At 71.4% G+C, this 15336-nt stretch carries 16 protein-coding genes and 1 tRNA gene; 4 read left to right on the plus strand and 13 right to left on the minus strand.

The annotated features are described in order from the left end of the window. The first annotated feature begins 46 nt into the window (after positions 1–46). Positions 47–1681: an arginine--tRNA ligase gene (argS, locus tag H5397_RS00200; protein WP_182814300.1), complete on the plus strand. Its 1635-nt coding sequence runs from the start codon at positions 47–49 to the stop codon at positions 1679–1681. 55 nt (positions 1682–1736) lie between these two features. Here argS and ppgK read toward each other — a convergent pair whose 3' ends face one another. The 4 genes from ppgK to H5397_RS00220 form a co-directional block, all read right to left on the minus strand. Further along, on the minus strand, positions 1737–2585 hold the full coding sequence (gene ppgK, locus H5397_RS00205) for a polyphosphate--glucose phosphotransferase (RefSeq protein ID WP_182814301.1): 849 nt from the start codon (positions 2583–2585) through the stop codon (positions 1737–1739). A gap of 20 nt (positions 2586–2605) precedes the next feature. Further along, positions 2606–4156: a PH domain-containing protein gene (locus H5397_RS00210; RefSeq protein WP_182814302.1), complete on the minus strand. Its 1551-nt coding sequence runs from the start codon at positions 4154–4156 to the stop codon at positions 2606–2608. After that, a complete protein-coding gene (locus tag H5397_RS00215) occupies positions 4153–4833 on the minus strand; it encodes a PH domain-containing protein (RefSeq protein WP_182814303.1) in 681 nt (226 codons plus the stop codon). Before H5397_RS00215 ends, H5397_RS00210 begins: the two co-directional genes overlap by 4 nt. 62 nt (positions 4834–4895) lie before the next feature. Continuing rightward, the gene (locus H5397_RS00220) at positions 4896–5516 is read right to left on the minus strand and encodes a DUF1707 domain-containing protein (RefSeq protein WP_182814304.1); all 621 of its coding nucleotides are present in this window, start codon (positions 5514–5516) and stop codon (positions 4896–4898) included. Between the two features lie 225 nt (positions 5517–5741). On the opposite strand from H5397_RS00220, the gene H5397_RS00225 reads away from it, so the two are divergent. Both H5397_RS00225 and H5397_RS00230 read left to right on the plus strand, forming a co-directional pair. Then, positions 5742–5815: transfer RNA gene (locus H5397_RS00225), tRNA-Gly, on the plus strand. 59 nt (positions 5816–5874) lie between these two features. Beyond that, the gene (locus tag H5397_RS00230) at positions 5875–7584 is read left to right on the plus strand and encodes a DNA integrity scanning protein DisA nucleotide-binding domain protein (RefSeq protein ID WP_182814603.1); all 1710 of its coding nucleotides are present in this window, start codon (positions 5875–5877) and stop codon (positions 7582–7584) included. Here the strand turns inward: H5397_RS00230 and H5397_RS00235 are convergent, their stop codons facing one another. From H5397_RS00235 to H5397_RS00260, 6 genes are all read right to left on the minus strand, one after another. Further along, positions 7585–8382, minus strand: a complete 798-nt coding sequence (locus H5397_RS00235; RefSeq protein ID WP_182814305.1) for a MerR family transcriptional regulator — start codon at positions 8380–8382, stop codon at positions 7585–7587. A 44-nt stretch (positions 8383–8426) separates the two neighbouring features. Continuing rightward, positions 8427–8996: a TIGR03086 family metal-binding protein gene (locus H5397_RS00240; protein ID WP_182814306.1), complete on the minus strand. Its 570-nt coding sequence runs from the start codon at positions 8994–8996 to the stop codon at positions 8427–8429. A gap of 47 nt (positions 8997–9043) precedes the next feature. Further along, positions 9044–9421, minus strand: a complete 378-nt coding sequence (locus H5397_RS00245) for a type II toxin-antitoxin system PemK/MazF family toxin (RefSeq protein ID WP_255438477.1) — start codon at positions 9419–9421, stop codon at positions 9044–9046. 197 nt (positions 9422–9618) lie between these two features. Continuing rightward, on the minus strand, positions 9619–10179 hold the full coding sequence (locus H5397_RS00250; RefSeq protein WP_182814308.1) for a hypothetical protein: 561 nt from the start codon (positions 10177–10179) through the stop codon (positions 9619–9621). Positions 10180–10213: 34 nt separating this feature from the next. Next, positions 10214–10813 carry a TetR/AcrR family transcriptional regulator gene (locus H5397_RS00255; protein WP_182814309.1) on the minus strand — a complete coding sequence of 200 codons (600 nt, stop codon included), beginning with the start codon at positions 10811–10813 and terminating at the stop codon, positions 10214–10216. 178 nt (positions 10814–10991) lie between these two features. Then, a complete protein-coding gene (locus H5397_RS00260) occupies positions 10992–12500 on the minus strand; it encodes an acetyl-CoA hydrolase/transferase family protein (RefSeq protein WP_182814310.1) in 1509 nt (502 codons plus the stop codon). A 176-nt stretch (positions 12501–12676) separates the two neighbouring features. Here H5397_RS00260 and lepB point away from each other — a divergent pair, with 176 nt between their 5' ends. Continuing rightward, positions 12677–13399, plus strand: a complete 723-nt coding sequence (gene lepB / locus H5397_RS00265) for a signal peptidase I (protein WP_220491862.1) — start codon at positions 12677–12679, stop codon at positions 13397–13399. Here lepB and H5397_RS00270 read toward each other — a convergent pair. From H5397_RS00270 to H5397_RS00280, 3 genes are all read right to left on the minus strand, one after another. Next, a complete protein-coding gene (locus tag H5397_RS00270; RefSeq protein WP_182814311.1) occupies positions 13396–13662 on the minus strand; it encodes a hypothetical protein in 267 nt (88 codons plus the stop codon). The genes lepB and H5397_RS00270 overlap by 4 nt on opposite strands. Continuing rightward, complete coding sequence (locus H5397_RS00275; protein WP_182814312.1) at positions 13659–14408, minus strand: hypothetical protein; 750 nt, start codon at positions 14406–14408, stop codon at positions 13659–13661. Before H5397_RS00275 ends, H5397_RS00270 begins: the two co-directional genes overlap by 4 nt. Positions 14409–14477: 69 nt before the next feature. Continuing rightward, positions 14478–15335, minus strand: a complete 858-nt coding sequence (locus tag H5397_RS00280; protein WP_182814313.1) for a D-hexose-6-phosphate mutarotase — start codon at positions 15333–15335, stop codon at positions 14478–14480. Between the last annotated feature and the right edge of the window lies 1 nt (position 15336).

Here is a 15336-nt window from a genome sequence, read left to right on the forward strand (position 1 = left end):
CCGTGCGCCGAGAGCCCGTGCTCGCGCCGTGTGGGAGAATGCAGCAATGCAATCCCTCGCCTCGCTGCTCACCGCGCGCGTCGAGGCCGCCGCCGGGATCGACCCGGAGATGCGGCCCGCCACGAAGCCCCAGTTCGGTCACTTCCAGTCCAACGTGGCCCTGCGTCTGGCGAAGACCGAGGGACGCCCCCCGCGCGACGTCGCCGCCGACCTGATCGGCCGCATCGAGGTCGACGACCTGTGCGAGCCCCTCGAGGTGGCCGGCCCGGGCTTCATCAACTTCCGCATCCGGGCGTCCGTGCTCGCGCAGGCGGCCACCGACCTGCTCGGCGACCCCGACACCGGCATCACCCGGGCCGCCGATCCGCAGACCGTCGTGATCGACTACTCGGCCCCGAACGTCGCCAAGCCGATGCACGTGGGCAACCTGCGCTCGACGATCATCGGCGACTGCTTCAACCGGGTGCTGAGCGCCTGCGGCCACCGGGTCATCCCCGCCAACCACATCGGCGACTGGGGCACCCAGTTCGGCATGCTCGTGCAGTTCATCCTCGACGAGGGCGTCGACACCGCCTCGCTCGACCTCGACGGCTCCGTCGCGCTCTACAAGCGCGCGCAGGAGCGGTTCAAGTCCGACGAGCAGTTCGCGGACGCCGCCCGCCGCCGGGTGGTCGCGCTGCAGTCCGGCGACGAGGAGACCCTCGGCATCTGGCGCACGCTCGTCGAGGTGAGCAAGAAGGGCTTCAACGAGGCCTACGAGCGCCTCGGCGTCCTGCTCACCGACGACGACCTGTACGGCGAGTCGTTCTACAACGCGATGCTGGCCGAGGTGGCCGCCGACCTCGAGCAGCGGGGGATCGCGGTCGTCGACGACGGCGCCCTGGTGGTGTTCGTGCCCGGGCAGGAGGCGCCGCTGATCGTGCGCAAGAGCGACGGCGGATTCGGCTACGCGGCCACCGACCTCGCGGCGATCCGCTACCGCACCACGCAGCTGGACGCCGACCGCATCATCTACGTGGTCGGCATGCCCCAGTCGTTCCACTTCCAGCAGGTGTTCGCCGTGGCCCGCATGGCCGGCTACCTGCCCGAGGACGTCACCGCCGAGCACGTCGGCTTCGGCTCGGTGCTGGGCCCTGACGGCAAGATGCTGCGCACCCGCGCCGGCGGCACGGTCACGCTGCAGTCGCTGCTGGACGAGGCCGAGGAGGTCGCCACGCGCCCCATCGCGATGGCGGCGGTGAAGTACTCCGACCTGTCCAACCAGCTGCAGAAGGACTACGTCTTCGACGCCGAGCGGATGACCGCGACCACCGGCGACACCGGCCCGTACCTGCAGTACGCCCACGCGCGCGCCAACCAGATCCTGCGCCGTGCCGAGGCCGAGGGCATCACCTGGGAGGCGGTCACCACGCTCACCGAGCCCGCCGAGCAGGCCCTGGCCCTGCAGCTGAGCCGCTTCGGCGAGGTCGTGGCCGGCGTCGCCGAGGACCTCCAGCCGCACAAGCTGTGCACCTACCTGTTCGAGACGGCCACGCACATGAGCACGTTCTACGAGCAGTGCCCGGTGCTGAAGTCCGAGGGCGACGTGCGCTCGTCGCGCCTGGCGCTGTGCGCCACCACGAAGAAGGTGCTGGCCCGCGGCCTGGAACTGCTCGGCATCGAGGCGCCCGACCAGATGTGACCCAACGCGAGACGCCCCCCACCATCAAGGTGGGGGGCGTCTGGCGTTCAGCAGCTCAGTCCTTCTTCTTGTCCTTCTTGGACTTCTCCTTGCCCTTCGCGGCCGCCTCGGCGGGGCCCTCGCCGCCGCGCAGGGCGTCGGGGTTGGCGAGGGCGTCCACGGCCAGCCAGGCGGCGCCGACGATGCCGGCGGCGTTGCGCAGCTTGGCGGGCACGATCGGCGTCTTGAGCTTCAGCAGCGGCAGGAACTTGTCGGACGCCTTGCTCACCCCGCCGCCCACGACGATCAGGTCGGGCCAGGTGTAGAACTCGAGGCGCTCGTAGTAGGGCTGCAGCCGCTCGGTCGCCCACGTCTCGTAGGACAGTTCCTCACGGTCCTTCACGGACGCCGCGGCCTGCGGTTCGGCGTCCTTGCCGAACATCTCGATGTGGCCCAGCTCGATGTTGGGCACCAGCGTGCCCTTGTGGATCATCGCGGTGCCGATGCCCGTGCCCAGCGTGGTGACCATGACGAGGCCCGGGTGGTCCTTGGCGGCGCCCCACAGCACCTCGGCGATGCCGGCGGCGTCGGCGTCGTTGACCAGCGTGATCGGGCGGCCGAGCGCCTCGCGGAAGATGTCCTCGGCCGGGGCGTCCACCCACGCCGGGTCGATGTTGGCCGCCGACCGGGTCCGGCCGTGGGTGACGACGGCGGGCACGGTGATGCCGATGGGCCCGTCGCCGAGCTCGGCGGCGAAGTGGTCGGCGATCTGCTTCACCACGGCGGCGACGGCCTCGGGCGTCGCGGGCTGCGGGGTGGGGATGCGCAGCCGGTCGGTCGCGAACTCGCCCTTCCTCAGGTCGACGATCGCCCCCTTGATGCCGGAGCCGCCGATGTCGATGCCGAGTGCGTACCGTTGCTTCATGGGCGCCACCCTACTGCGCATCAGGAGGCGTCCGCAGACCATCCCGCGACCTCGACCGGCGCGGGAAGTGAGGTGGGCAGGGGGGCTGTGGCCGGCGTCCAGATGTCGGGGACGCCGACCAGCACGACGCCCGCCGGGTCGGCCTCGACGGCAGCCGTGCGGAGGCCGGGCGGGTCCAGGAGCTCGTCCACGCGGGCGGCGCGGGCGCGGTCCATCTCGGCCAGCGCGAGCGCACGGGCGTGCGGGGCGTCCAAGTGGCTGATGGCGCCCATGCCCATGAGGTCGGTGGTCTTGGCCGTCACGCTGGCGAGGCCGAGGCGCCGCTCGAACGGGCCCTGGCTGAGCTCGACCGACTGCAGGCGCGCGTGGGGCACGACGATCTGGCGGCGGTGCAGCCAGCCGCGGCGCACGACGAGCACCTGGTCGTCGACCGCGAAGCCCATCCACTGCCACTGCAGGGGGTCGAGCCAGCGGGCGCGCTCGGGGGTGCGGGTGAACCGCAGCTCCTCCAGGCGCAGGCCGGGCCAGATCGCGGCGAGCGCCACCTGCACCTGGGCGGGCGTGCCGAACGGCAGGTAGATGGTCGACGAGCTCAACGACTCGGAGTCCTCGCCGCCCAGACCCAGCACCGTGATGTCGAGGCGGGCCCGACCGAGCCAGCGCCACAGCAGCGGTTGCCGGGTCTCGACGGCCTGCACGCGGTGCACGGGGATCGTCTGGGAGCGCAGGGTGAACAGGCCACGCGTGATGCGCAGGCCGGCTGGCGTGCGCGCGAGCGTGTAGTTGAACTGGCCGAACAGCCGCTTCGACAGCGAGCCGAGGATGGCCAGCGCGAGGCCGGCCATGCCGCCGCCCCAGGCGAGGACGGACCAGTCGAACAGCCACCCCAGCACCCACGGGACGGCGAAGGCGAGCATCAGGAACCAGATGTCCATGGTCGCGAACGCGCTCAGGATGATCTCGCCGGGGTTCAGGCGCGCCAGCACCTGGTCGCCCTGCGCGGTGTCGTCCCACGCGGACGCCTCGCGCCCGGGCTCGCTCGTGGTGGCGGTGCGCCCGGTGGCGCGCGTCATCAGGTAGTCACGGATCTCGGTGGCCCGGGATCGCTTGAGGAAGGACAGCGTCGCCCCGTCGTCGGCGCCCACGTCGATCTTCACCTGCGCCAGTCCGAGGAGGCGGGCCGCGAAGGGCTGGGTGACGTCGACGGACTGGATGCGGCTGAACGCGATCCGCTTGCTCTCCTGGAAGGCACCGGTGTTCTCGAGACGGAACTCCTGGTCGTCGATGACGAACCGCGTCGTCCACCACGACCAGTAGCCGGTGCCGAGCCCGATGACCACGCCGCCGGCGACGAGGAACACCCACCACGGCATGTCCTGGAGGCGCTCGCGCATCTCGCCGAGGTCGTTCCAGATCGGGTCGCCCTGCAGGACCGATGACACCACGAACCAGCCCAGCGCGACCACGCCGATCCAGAGGTTCACGAAGGGGGTCAGCGGGTGGAGGCGCTCCTCGATGCGGGTCGGGGAAGGGGGCGGGCCCGCCGTGGGCACCGGGATTTCGTTGGTCACAGCCCCGACCCCTCGGCGTCGCTCAGCTCGATGATGAGGTCGCGCAGGGCCTTGGCCTCGTCGGCCGGGAGGCCCGGGATGATGCCGTTGGTGGCGGCCGCCGCGGTGACCAGCTCGACGTTGGCCAGCCCGTAGGCGCGCAGCAGGGGGCCGGAGGAGACCTTGACCACCTGCATGCGGCCGAAGGGCACGACCTCGAGGTTGCGGAACCACAGGCCCCCGACGATGCAGAGGTCCTTGTCGCGCCGTGCCCAGCCGTAGCTCGCGACCAGCCGCTTCGCGCGGAACCAGCGCCACACCCACCAGGCGACGCCGAGGGCCAGCCAGGCCGGCCCGGCCCATCGCACGGGATCCTCGGGCGGCACCACGAACCAGAGGATGAGCGCCGCCGGCACGAAGACGATGAACGACCAGATGCTCGACGAGATCCGCTTGACCGTCGTCAGCTTCGGCGAGACCCGCCGCCACGCCTCGGACGGGGGAGCGAAGGGCTCGACGCCGCCCTCGGGCGGGCCGGCGAGCATGGGGTCGGGCACGAACGGCGGTGCGACGGGCAGCTGCTGCGGTTCGTACGGTGGCGCAGCGGGGGCGTACGGGGGTGCGGCGACGGGGGTGGTCGGAGGCGCGCCGTCCTGGGGGCGGGGCGGCGGCATGAACTCCGGGGGCTGCGACTGCATGGGTTCCACCCTAGGACCTCGGTCCGACGGGGCCGATCACCGAATGGCCAGTCGATGGTCGATCAGCGACGCCGCTGCTTGCCCTTCGCGTCGATCCCGCCGAACATGACGAGCCCCTTGAGCACGATCGTGGGGCCGCCGGGCGCGGGCGTGATGTTCTTGACGTCGCTGCCGCCGAAGATCGCGATCGTCTCGTTGCGGACGTTCACGCCGTCGGGCACCACCACGTCAACGCCGCCGAAGGCGCAGAAGACGTTGAGGGTGATGACGTCGGAGGCGAAGGTCGCGTCCCGGAAGTCGAACCGCGAGCCCCCGAACATGGTCAGGTTCGAGATGTTGCGCCGGGCGCGCCAGCCGCCGGTGCGCTCCATCCCGCCGAAGATGGCGAAGGTGGTCTCGGCCTCGTTGGTGTCGACCGAGCGGTCGACCGTCGGGGCGCCGGCCAGGGAGAAGGCGCCGACCGTGCGGCCGGTGTTGGCGTCGGGGACGAGGTCGCCGGTGAGAGCGCGCAGGTCGTCGAACGTCTTGGCCTCCATGGCCTGGGCGAGGCGGGTGTCGTGCTCCTCACGCGTGAGGCGTCCCTCGGCGTAGGCGGCGGAGAGCAGGTCGGTCACGATCGCGCGGTCGGCGTCGGCGGCGCGCAGGTGTCCCGGGTAGCGGCGGGGTTCGGGGACGTTGCTCATGCGGCCAACCTAACCCCGCCGGACGCCGCGGGCGAGGGCCGGACGCCGGGACGGGGGAGCGACCCGGGTCACCCCTGAGGGTGCCCCCGCAGTGCGGCCCCAACTGCCGACAGCCCGTGCTCCGTGCGCCGAGAGCCTGCCTTCCGTGCGCCGAGAGCCTGCGGTGGGCCGACATGCGGACGCGTTCGGATGGTGGCTATGATGGCGGGGTTGCGCGAGCAGCACGCGGGCGTAGCTCAATGGTAGAGCGCCAGCTTCCCAAGCTGGACACGCGGGTTCGATTCCCGTCGCCCGCTCCACACTCTGTTCACCGTGACTAGCGGGAACGTGCTCCGACTGACACCATTCGCCCGTGGGGATGTGGGCAGACCAGGCCGGGTTCAGGTGGTCGTTGGAGCAGTTGGCCAACGAGGTATTGGATCGTGCCGGTGCGAACATCGACCCGAGGGCCTGCCTTGTCGGCTTCCACCACACCGAGGACCGGATCAGCATCGAGCCACCCCGAGGCCACTTCGACCGCGACATCCTCGCCGACGCCCTCGTGCGGGCCGACCAGCGCTTTCGCCGCTCGGCCGCACGACGCGAGGCGGGCGACGACGCGACGGCACTCAAGGCGGCCGAGTCGCAGGTGCGCCGGCTCGTGCTCGCCGAACAACTCGCCGAGGCGTCCCGGGCCGGTGAGCGGGTGCACTTCGCCGGCATCGGTGTTGACGTGGGGGAGTTCTTCGTCGTCCCGGTCATCACCATTCACGCCGAGCACTGGAACGACCTCGCCCGCCTGCGCCGCACGCCTGCCGCCGACCACTCGCCGCGCTCGTTCCCCGAGGCGGCCGTCAATGCCGTGCTGGACGCGGCCAGCCGCGAGCTCGACCGTCAGGTCCCCGGCCCGCGCGTCAGCGTCGACCCGGACGCCCTGCTGCGGTCGGCGTCCGACACCTTCGTCAGCACGCTGGTGCAGCGGGCCGGGCAGGACCTGGCCTACGGCGTCCGCCACGCCCTGGACGCCGTGTCGGCCCAGCCGTACGAGGGCCGGTCGGGCACGGGGTCGATCCTGCTCGCCCAGCCCGACCACCCCGACCTGGTCGTGGAGGTCGCGCTCGAGCACCCGGTGCCGGTCGGGCTGACCCGCTCGTTCCGCAAGGTGCTGGAGATGTCGGCCCCCGACCTGCACCTGCTCTGCGACGGGCGTGAGGTGTTCGGCCTGGGCAGCCTCGCCGACTCCTACAACGCCGACAGCGACTACGTGTTCACGGCCTCGATCAGCGGCAACGGCTCCTGGGAGCTGTGGCACCAGGCCACCCCTCTGCTGCGCATGGACAACGGCCTGCCGCAACTGCCGCGCGAGCGCCTCGACGAGGAGGAGTTCGCCCACACGGTCGACCGGGTGTTCCCCGACGTGAGCGCTCGCAACGCCCGCCACCTCTGGGACATGGCGGTCGCGTGCGCCAAGCAGGCCCACGGCACGATGCTCGTGGTGCACCCCGACGCCGCCGCCGAGGCCGACCGGCTGCTGCCGCAGGCCTACGCGGTCGCGCCGACCCGCCTCACCGGCCGGGTGCTCACCGCGGCGACCGGCATCGACGGCGCCGTGCTCGTCGGCCCCGACGGCCGCGTGCACGCGGTGGGCGTCATCCTCGACGGCGTGGCGACCGGCACCGGTGACTCGGGCCGCGGGGCCCGCTACAACTCGGCCATCCGCTACCTCGCCGGCGACGGCCGCGGTGCGATGGTGATCATCGTCAGCGAGGACGGCAAGATCGACCTGCTGCCCAAGCTGAAGCGCCGGTTGCGCCGCGAGACGGTGCAGCGCACGGTCGACCGGCTGGTCGCGCGCTCGGCCGAGGGCGAGGACCTCGAGGCGTTCGACCGCGCCAACCGCGCGGTGGAGGAGATCGAGTTCTACCTCAACCAGGACCAGTGCAACGCGGTCAACGACGCCCGCGAGGCCGTCGCGGGCCGGCGGTGGGTCGAGGACCACCTGCGCCGCCAGTTCGTGCCCGTCGCGCCCGACCCGGCGATGGACGACAGCTACTTCGTCGACCGCCGGGCGGGGACGACCGAGAGCTGATCAGTCGACCGGCTGCTGGAGGTCGACGACCCAACCGTCGCCGTCGAACGGCGTCGACAGGTACACCTCGCGGCAGGTGCCGTGCGGCGTGAGCCCGCGACGCTCCACCTCGCTGACCAGGCCTTGCCAGGCGGCCTGGATCGCGTCGAGGTCGGGTGCGACGTACTGCGTGGTCAGCGCCCGGTCGACCGCCGCCACCGCGACCTCGTCGAGGCCGGCCGGGGTGGGCGCGTCCCCGATCGGCTCGGCGGCGGAGGCGACCATCGCGTCGCCGTCGGGGGTGTAGAGGGCGACGCCGGGGCCGACCGGATGGACGCCGGCCGCCGCCAGCGCCGAGCCGACGGAGTCGAACAGCGGGCCCATCTCGGTCTCGAACGACGCCATGTCGGTGATGCGCACCGATCGGGCAACCAGGGTCAGGGCGGGCAGGGTGGTCTCGTGGAACGTGGACATGGGGTTCTCCTTCGCGATCAGGCGGATCCTCGCCTGGACCTGCGCGAGACGGCGTGCGTCGGCCCTCAGTTGCTGGGTCAACGCCTCAGAGCGTTGGCGCAGCAACTCCAGCACCTCGTCCTCGGACGCCCCATCGGCCAGCAGGTGGCCGACCTGGTCGAGGGAGAAGCCGAGGTCCTTCAGCGCGACCAGGCGGTTGGCCCGGTCGAGTTGGGCGGTGGAGTACGAGCGGTAGCCCGTGTACTCGTCGACGCGAGCCGGCTCGAGCAGGCCCAGCCGGTCGTAGTGCCGCAGCATGCGCACCGACACCCCGACCAGGCGGGCGAACTCTCCGATACTCAACATGTCAGCACTCCACCGCCTGACACCGTGTCAGGGTCAAGCTCCGCTCACGAAGCCGTCCAGTACGGGTCGCGCCCGATGAAGGACATCAGCCTGTCGGTGGCGTCGGCGTCCTCGCGCAGCGGGCCGCGTGCGGTGCCGAACTGGCCGGAGGCCCGCAGCATCGGCTCGATCGGCTCCATCCCCGCCAGCATGCCGCTGGCCACGTCGGGGTCCAGCCGGTCGTCCTGGCCGGTGGCACGGGAGAGGTCCCACGTGTGCATGAACACGTCGGCGGTGTAGAAGTTCTGGATCATCACCGGCAGGGGCATGTCGCCGGTCGCGGGGTGGGAGTAGGTGCTGGACGCCGTGGCCGGCTCCTCGAGCACCGCTTGGACCGCGTCGCGCTGGTGCTCCCACGCGGCGAGCAGGTCGGCCTTCGGATCCGGCCCCTCCGGCAGGACGATGTCGGAGCCGGCCGCGAGCATGCCCGGGAACCACTCCAGCAGGTGCTCGACGACCGAGCGGGCCGTCCACCCGGCGACGGGGGCGGGGGCGTCCCAGTCGGTGACGCCCTTGATGCGATCGGTGAACGTGGCGGAGGCCGCGCGGTGGGCCTCGGCGATCTCGTTGGTCATGCCGCAAACGCTAGCCGTGGCGTCCGACAGAAGTCTGCCGAAGGGCGCTACAGGTGCTCGCGCATCCCGGCGACGACCTGTTCGAAGCGGTCCCGCGGCAGCGAGACCGAGACGCGACGCACGGCATCCGGGTCGATGCGGAGGACCCGGTTCACCCGCACCTCCGACTCGCGGCCGCGGTTGTCCCAGTCCCCGGCGCCGATGTCGACCCAGAAGCGGCCCGCGCGGGCCTCCTGGCGCTCGTCGAAGTCGTGGTCCTTGCTGGTCATCTGCAGCCCCAGCAGCCACGGGCCGTCGCGCCCGACCAGCACGACCGGGCGGTCCTTGCCGCGGGAGTGGTCCTCCTCGTAGGGCACCCACGTCCACACGACCTCGCCCGGGTCGGGGCGGTTGCCGCGCACGGGCGCGTACTCGACCGCGGGCATGCCACGGAAGTCACCCGGATAGCGTGTGGCGGTTCCGGGTGCATCTCCGGGTGGCGAATCCCCCGGAATCCTTGGGGTTCTTCCACCCGGAGATGCACCCGGGGACGCCGCACGCCGCTCGCGCAGGGCCTCGCGCACGCCGGTGCGCAGGACGTCACGGACGATCCGCCCGAGGGCGGACAGGAGCTGGTTGTTCATCAGCGATACCTCGGCAGGGGACCGTAGAAGACGTCGGTACGCGGCTCGACCGCGACGGGGGCGGGGTGACGGCGCAGGTGCCACCGGTCGAACCAGCGGCGCGCCGGGGGCGTCCAGAGCAGGATCGCGGCGACCACGAGCAGGGGGATCCCGATCCAAGCCACCCAGTTGATCAGCAGCGCCAGGAGCGACGCCCCGGCCGCAGCCACGCCGGCCCACCGTGCCCAACGGTAGCCGCGCCACGCGTAGTGCCCGGCGATGATCGCGCCCGCCCCGACGACCAACGTGGCCGCGAACAGCGCCGTGACCATGAGCACCCGCAGCAGCGCGCCCGGCTCGGTGGGGACGACCCCGTTCAACCACGCCGCATCGGCGAACTCCCGGACGCTCCGCCAGAACGCCCACAGCAGGCCCGCCACCACGGCGGCCAGGCCGGCGAAGAAGAGACCGGACGCCGCCCACACCACTGCGGGACGCCGGGGTTCGCCCGTGCGGGCGTCGACGGTGGGGTCGACCGCACGGGTGGCCGTGCCGATGGCACGGGGCGCGGTCTGGTCCATGCGGGCCAGTCTAGGTGCGGGGTCCCGAGGCCGGTTACCAGGCGTCAACGAGGTAGTGCTGGAGGGTGGCGCCGAGGGGAGTCGCGAGGGAGCGCAGCGACAGCGAGGACACCAGCGGCAGCTCCACCTGGTTGCGCGCGACCATCATGCCCAGCAGCGCGCTCGCGGCCAGCTGCCCCCGGTACGGGGCGTTGGAGTGGCCCTGCGCCGCGGCGATGGGGGTGAACACCTCGCGGGCGATCATCTCGGTGAGCGCGTGCCGGCCACGGCCGGCGTCCCGGGTCAGGCTGCCGAGGTAGTCGGAGCGCTGGGCCTCGTCGACGTCCCACCGGTCGAAGAAAGCCTTCGCGGCCCGGCGTCCGATCTGGTCGGGGCTGCCGTGCAGGATGTCGCGGACGAACTCGTCGACGTCCCAGCGCGTGTCGAACGCCGCCTCGCAGTAGAGGTCGGCCTTGGAGTCGAAGTAGTGGTGCACCAGGGCCGGGTCGACGTCGGCGGCGCGGGCGATCGCGCGCAGGCTCACCCGGTCGTAGCCCTCGGCGGCGAACAGGTCGGCGGCGGCCTCGCGGATCGTGCCCCGGGTGTCGTCGTGGCCGGGGCGGCGTCCGCGGGGGCGCGCGGGAGCGGTCGTCATGGTTCCTCCATCGGCCCGGGCGGGTGCTGACCCGGGTTCAGCCCAATCTAGTTCGCCGCATCGCCGAGGAGGCGGATCGGCACGAACTCACGCCCGGAAACGCCGAACCGGCGCGGCGTCCGAGGACGCCGCGCCGGTCGTGGTCGGTGGGTGCGGCCGGGGCCGAACCCGGTGGCGGTCAGGCCTGCTTCATCGAGCCCGACTCGAGGAAGCGACGGTGCCAGGCGTGCGCGGTCTCGAGGTCGTGCGGCGTGTGGGCGCCGTTCGCCTTCGACGCGGCCCGCGCGACGTAGTCGAGCAGCATCTCGCGGTAGTCGGGGTGGGCGCAGTTCTCGATGATCACCTTGGCGCGCTGCTTCGGCGAGAGGCCGCGCAGGTCGGCCAGACCCTGCTCGGTGATGATGACCTGCACGTCGTGCTCGGTGTGGTCGTGGTGGGAGACCATGGGCACGATCGCGGAGATGTCACCGTTCTTGGCCAGCGACGGCGAGACGAAGCACGAGATGTAGGCGTTGCGGGTGAAGTCGCCCGAGCCGCCGATGCCGTTCTGCATGCGGGAGCCCATGATGTGGGTCGAGTTCACGTTGCCGTAGATGTCGGCCTCGATCATGCCGTTGCAGGAGACGACGCCGAGTCGACGGATGGCCTCGGGGTTGTTCGAGACCTCCTGCGGGCGCAGCACGATGTGCTCGCGGTACTTCTTGGCGTTTTCGTTCATCTTCGCCGCGGCCTCGGGGGACAACGAGAAGGCGGTGGCGGACGCAACCAGCAGCTTGCCGGAGTCGATCATGTCGACCATGCCGTCCTGGATGACCTCGGTGTAGGAGGTCAGCTGCTCGAACGGGCCCTCGTTGAGGCCGACCAGCACCGCGTTGGCGATGTTGCCCACGCCGGACTGCATCGGCAGCAGGTTCTTGGGCATGCGGCCCTGCTTGACCTCGTTGGCGAGGAAGTCGAGCAGGTTGTTGGCGATGGTCTTCGACTCCTCGTCCAACGGCTTGAACGGCGAGTTGCGGTCCTCGGCGTCGGTCTCGATGACCGCGGCGACGCGGCTCCAGTCGATGTCGTAGTACTTCGAGCCGATGCGGTCACCGGGGTGGTTGATCGGCAGGGCGACGTTCTCGCCCGGCAGCTTCATCGAGTAGATGTCGTGCATGCCCTCGAGGTCGATGGACTGCCACGCGTTCACCTCGAGGATGATCTTGTCGGCCTTCTCGAGGTACACGTTGTTGTTGCCGACCGACGAGGACGGGATGGCGGTGCCGTCGGCGTTGATGGCCGCGACCTCGACCACCGCGACGTCCAGGTTGCCCCAGAAGCCCTGGCGGACCTGCGGGCCCGAGTGGGACAGGTGCACGTCGTAGTACTCGGACGAGCCGGCGTTGATCTTGTTCCGCATGATCGGGTCGGACTGGTACGGCATGCGCATGGAGATGCCGTCGACCGCGGCGAGCGCGCCGTCGTGCTCGGGCGCGGTGGAGGCGCCGGTGTAGGAGGCGATCTGGAAGTCGTCGCCCTTGTCGTGGGCGGCCTTGATCTCAGCCGCGAGTGCCTCGGGCAGGGCCTTGGGGTAACCGGAACCGGTGAAGCCGGAGAAACCGACCCGGTCGCCGTTCTTGATGAGCTTGGCGGCCTCTTCGGCCGACATCACCTTGTCACGGTACTTGTCATTGGCGATGCGCGACATTCATTTCCTCCCTGAAATGACGGACTTGTCGCACACCCTAGCCAATACGCGGCCCCGTTTCCGCATCGAGGCTGCCGCCGTCCTGATTCACGTCCCGGACGCCGCCACGCTGGGGGAGGGACGCCCCGGCCCGCGAGGCGTCCAGTGCCTAGACTGGGAGCGAAAGGGGTGTGCGAGTGAGCGACCAGGAGCAGGCAGGGACGCCGGCCTCCGGCCTGCCCGCGCGCAAGCCCACGCCCTTGTGGTTGGTGGTTCTGGGCAACCTCGTCGTCGCCCTGGCGATCGTCTCGCTGCTGCAGAACTTCGTGGTCCGGGTGCACAACGTGTCGTCGGGATCCATGCAGACGACCCTCGGCGTCCGGGACCGGGTGCTCAGCTCGAACCTGCCCTACCTGGCGGCCCCGCCCCAGCGCGGCGAGATCGTGATCTTCGGCCACGGCACGACGTGGGACGACCCGCAGCGCCCGCCCGAGACCGACCCGTTCCTCGCGGCCGTGCGCATCTTCGGCGACGTCACCGGCATCGGCATCTCCAACCGCACCTACACGGTCAAGCGCATCATCGGGGTGCCCGGCGACACGATCGAGTGCTGCGACGCCCAGGGGCGCGTGCTGGTCAACGGGGAGCCGCTGGACGAACCGTACGTGTACCGCGACCTCCCCTTCACCGCCGGCGGCCTCGACTGCGCGAGCAACCCCGCCTCGGCGCGCTGCTTCGCGCCGATCGTCGTGCCCGAGGGGAGGTACCTCGTGATGGGCGACCACCGCTCCAACTCCGCCGACTCCGTGGCGGGGTGCCGGGGCTCCACCCAGGCCAGTGAGTGCGCGCGGTTCGTGCCGGCAGAGCGGATCACCGGGAAGGTGTTCGCGAAGGCCTGGCCGCCCGGCCCGGTGGGTTAGGACTCCGCCACCAGCCCCAGCGCGAGCAGTTCGTCGACGACGCCGCGCACGAGGTCGCCCGCGTCACCGTCGGGCGGCGCGCCGAACCGGTCGACGAGGGTCCCGGTCAGCGCGTCCAGGGCCACGGGCTCGGACGCCGCGTCGTACGCCGCCAGCGCCAACGGGTTCAGCTCGACCACGCGGTGCTCGAGCAACAACAGCGTGCGGCCGTCGCGCTCCAGGCGGTCGACCACGTCGAGCGCGCGCACCACGGGCTGGGTCATGACTCCTCCAGGGCGTCGACGAGCAGGTCGCGGGCCTGCCCGGCCTCGGCGTAGGTCACCAGGAGCGTGGGGGGCCGGGCCTCCAGGAACGCGGCCAGCGTCTGCAGCGGCGCGGGCAGCGAGCTGAGGGACGAGCTCTCCGAGGCGAGCTGGACGATGGCGTCGAGCACCCCGAGTTCCTCGACCTGAGGCGCGGAGAGCGAGGCGTCGCGGCGGATGAGGACGAACCGGCGCAGGTGGGCGTCCGGGTGGACGTGCGCCAGGCCGAGCTCGTCGGGGGAGGTCTCGACCTTCACCCCGGTGAAGTCCTTGGGCCGGACCGACAGCGGCTTCTCGTAGGGGAGGACCCGCCCGTCGGGGGTGAAGCCGACGGTCTCGTCGGTGACGTAGCCGTGCGTGCGCCCCAGCACCGCCGACAGCGTGGTCTTGCCGGTGCCGCCCGGGGCCACGTACGCCAGCGTCGCCCCCGTGGCGGGCGAGGTCACCGCCCCGGCGTGGAACATGAACAGCCGGCCGCGCTGCGCCTTGATGGCGGCCTGGGTGACGTCCTGGGTGAAGCGCTGCAGGAGGGGGGCTGGGTCTCCCTCGAGCGTCAGGGCGAGGTCCTCGCCCGGGACCTCGCCGCCCCGCGGCGCCAGGCACCGGGACCAGACCGCACGCAGGGCGTCCAGCAGCTCGTCGGTGCGGGGGCCCTCGACGGTGACGCGCGAGTGCACGCCGAGTCCGTAGAGGTCGAGGGTCGTCACGCAGCCACCCTAGGGCAACGACAGGGCCCGCCGGACCTCGGGGGTTCGGCGGGCCCTGTCGTGGCTGGATCAGGCCAGGGTGATCCGCTGCTTGAGCGTGTGGGTCTCACCGGGGCGCAGCGTGAGCTGGTCGCCCAGCGCGTTCGCGGCCTCGATGCAGATCATGCCCTGCCACTCGTCGTCGCCGAAGTCCTGCATCTCGGCGGCCTTGTCGACGCCCGGGTTCCAGATGACCGTGTTGGCCGAACCCGACTTGGCGATCACGAGCTTGCGACCGAGGACCGGGTCCTCCAGCACGACCTCGCCGGTCGAGCGGTAGACGCGGTCGGTCTGGCCCTCGATGGTGACGTCGCCGGACTGGGTCTCGGTCTGACCGGTGACCTTGTCGTAGTACTCGGCGCCGTCGAGGCCCGTGACCTTCACCTGGCGGACGTCGCCGACCGCGAGGTAGGTGTGCAGCGCGCCGTCGAGCGGCACGTGGTGCTGGCCGGTGTTGGTGACCTCGAGCGTCAGGCCCAGGTACTCGGGGGTGAACTTCACGACGTAGCGCGCCTCGTAGCGGTGCGGCCAGTCGGGCTGCTCGCCGGTCATCGCGTTGTCGAGCGTGTAGACGGCGATGAGGCGGCCGTCACGGTCGAGGGTGTCCTTCAGGTCGGCGAGGTGCCAGGTGTGCAGGCGGGCGAAGCCATGGATCGGCAGCTGGTCGCCGGCGCGCCCCGGGCCGAACCACGGGAAGCAGATAGGGACGCCGCCGCGAATGGGCTGGCCGTCGCTGAACCAGGACTTCGCGCTCATCCAGATGACGGGGGCCGCGCCGTCGGGCTGCCAGGACCACACGTGCGCGCCGTGATCGAACACGCCGTAGTGACCGGAGCCAACCTTGGCCTCGACACCCCGCAAGGGGTTCTCGGTGATCTCATGCTCCATT

This window comes from Propioniciclava sp. MC1683, assembly GCF_014164675.1.
Classification (GTDB): Bacteria; Actinomycetota; Actinomycetes; order Propionibacteriales; family Propionibacteriaceae; genus Propioniciclava.

Bases quoted from the DNA above. Each gene is read 5' to 3' on its own strand.
- argS (WP_182814300.1), top strand. From the start codon at position 47: ATGCAATCCCTCGCCTCGCTGCTCACCGCGCGCGTCGAGGCCGCCGCC.
- ppgK (WP_182814301.1), bottom strand. From the start codon at position 2,585: ATGAAGCAACGGTACGCACTCGGCATCGACATCGGCGGCTCCGGCATC.
- H5397_RS00215 (WP_182814303.1), bottom strand. From the start codon at position 4,833: ATGCAGTCGCAGCCCCCGGAGTTCATGCCGCCGCCCCGCCCCCAGGAC.
- H5397_RS00220 (WP_182814304.1), bottom strand. From the start codon at position 5,516: ATGAGCAACGTCCCCGAACCCCGCCGCTACCCGGGACACCTGCGCGCC.
- H5397_RS00230 (WP_182814603.1), top strand. From the start codon at position 5,875: ATGTGGGCAGACCAGGCCGGGTTCAGGTGGTCGTTGGAGCAGTTGGCC.
- H5397_RS00235 (WP_182814305.1), bottom strand. From the start codon at position 8,382: ATGTTGAGTATCGGAGAGTTCGCCCGCCTGGTCGGGGTGTCGGTGCGC.
- H5397_RS00240 (WP_182814306.1), bottom strand. From the start codon at position 8,996: ATGACCAACGAGATCGCCGAGGCCCACCGCGCGGCCTCCGCCACGTTC.
- H5397_RS00245 (WP_255438477.1), bottom strand. From the start codon at position 9,421: ATGCCCGCGGTCGAGTACGCGCCCGTGCGCGGCAACCGCCCCGACCCG.
- H5397_RS00250 (WP_182814308.1), bottom strand. From the start codon at position 10,179: ATGGACCAGACCGCGCCCCGTGCCATCGGCACGGCCACCCGTGCGGTC.
- H5397_RS00255 (WP_182814309.1), bottom strand. From the start codon at position 10,813: ATGACGACCGCTCCCGCGCGCCCCCGCGGACGCCGCCCCGGCCACGAC.
- H5397_RS00260 (WP_182814310.1), bottom strand. From the start codon at position 12,500: ATGTCGCGCATCGCCAATGACAAGTACCGTGACAAGGTGATGTCGGCC.
- H5397_RS00270 (WP_182814311.1), bottom strand. From the start codon at position 13,662: ATGACCCAGCCCGTGGTGCGCGCGCTCGACGTGGTCGACCGCCTGGAG.
- H5397_RS00280 (WP_182814313.1), bottom strand. From the start codon at position 15,335: ATGGAGCATGAGATCACCGAGAACCCCTTGCGGGGTGTCGAGGCCAAG.